Here is a 1381-nt window from a genome sequence, read left to right on the forward strand (position 1 = left end):
CTGCAATGACACGACTTCGGCGGTACGCTTGAGCCCCGCTACATTGTCGGCGCGGAATCACTAGACCAGTGAGCTATTACGCACTCTTTCAAGGGTGGCTGCTTCTAAGCCAACCTCCTGGTTGTCTGTGCGACTCCACATCCTTTCCCACTTAGCGTACGCTTAGGGGCCTTAGTCGATGCTCTGGGCTGTTTCCCTCTCGACCATGGAGCTTATCCCCCACAGTCTCACTGCCGCGCTCTCACTTACCGGCATTCGGAGTTTGGCTAAGGTCAGTAACCCGGTAGGGCCCATCGCCTATCCAGTGCTCTACCTCCGGCAAGAAACACACGACGCTGCACCTAAATGCATTTCGGGGAGAACCAGCTATCACGGAGTTTGATTGGCCTTTCACCCCTAACCACAGGTCATCCCCCAGGTTTTCAACCCTGGTGGGTTCGGTCCTCCACGAAGTCTTACCTCCGCTTCAACCTGCCCATGGCTAGATCACTCCGCTTCGGGTCTTGAGCGTGCTACTAAAACGCCCTGTTCGGACTCGCTTTCGCTACGGCTACCCCACCCGGGTTAACCTCGCAACACACCGCAAACTCGCAGGCTCATTCTTCAAAAGGCACGCAGTCACGAGACACCAGCAAGCTGATGTCCGACGCTCCCACGGCTTGTAGGCACACGGTTTCAGGTACTATTTCACTCCCCTCCCGGGGTACTTTTCACCATTCCCTCACGGTACTATCCGCTATCGGTCACCAGGGAATATTTAGGCTTAGCGGGTGGTCCCGCCAGATTCACACGGGATTTCTCGGGCCCCGTGCTACTTGGGTGTCTCTCAAACGAGCCGCTGACGTTTCGACTACGGGGGTCTTACCCTCTACGCCGGACCTTTCGCATGTCCTTCGCCTACATCAACGGTTTCTGACTCGTCCCACGGCCGGCAGACCGTGGAAGAGAGATCCCACAACCCCGCTCACGCAACCCCTGCCGGGTCTCACACGTAAACGGTTTGGCCTCATCCGGTTTCGCTCGCCACTACTCCCGGAATCACGGTTGTTTTCTCTTCCTGCGGGTACTGAGATGTTTCACTTCCCCGCGTTCCCTCCACACTGCCTATGTGTTCAGCAGCGGGTGACAGCCCATGACGACTGCCGGGTTTCCCCATTCGGAAACCCCCGGATCAAAGCCTGGTTGACGACTCCCCGGGGACTATCGTGGCCTCCCACGTCCTTCATCGGTTCCTGGTGCCAAGGCATCCACCGTGCGCCCTTAAAAACTTGGCCACAGATGCTCGCGTCCACTGTGCAGTTCTCAAACAACGACCAGCCACCCGTCACACACCAGAGAACCTGATGCTTCACCGGGGCCGGCATCCGAAGACAGACCTACG

At 57.6% G+C, this 1381-nt stretch carries 1 rRNA gene (running past one end of the window); it reads right to left on the minus strand.

Features of this window, described 5'->3' with window-relative positions:
- Positions 1-1274, minus strand: a 23S ribosomal RNA gene (locus tag ACFYWQ_RS43560); it reaches 1924 nt to the left of the window's first position.
- Positions 1275-1381 lie beyond the last annotated feature (107 nt).

The sequence above is a fragment of the Streptomyces sp. NPDC003247 genome, assembly GCF_042888135.1.
Lineage (GTDB): Bacteria > Actinomycetota > Actinomycetes > Streptomycetales > Streptomycetaceae > Streptomyces.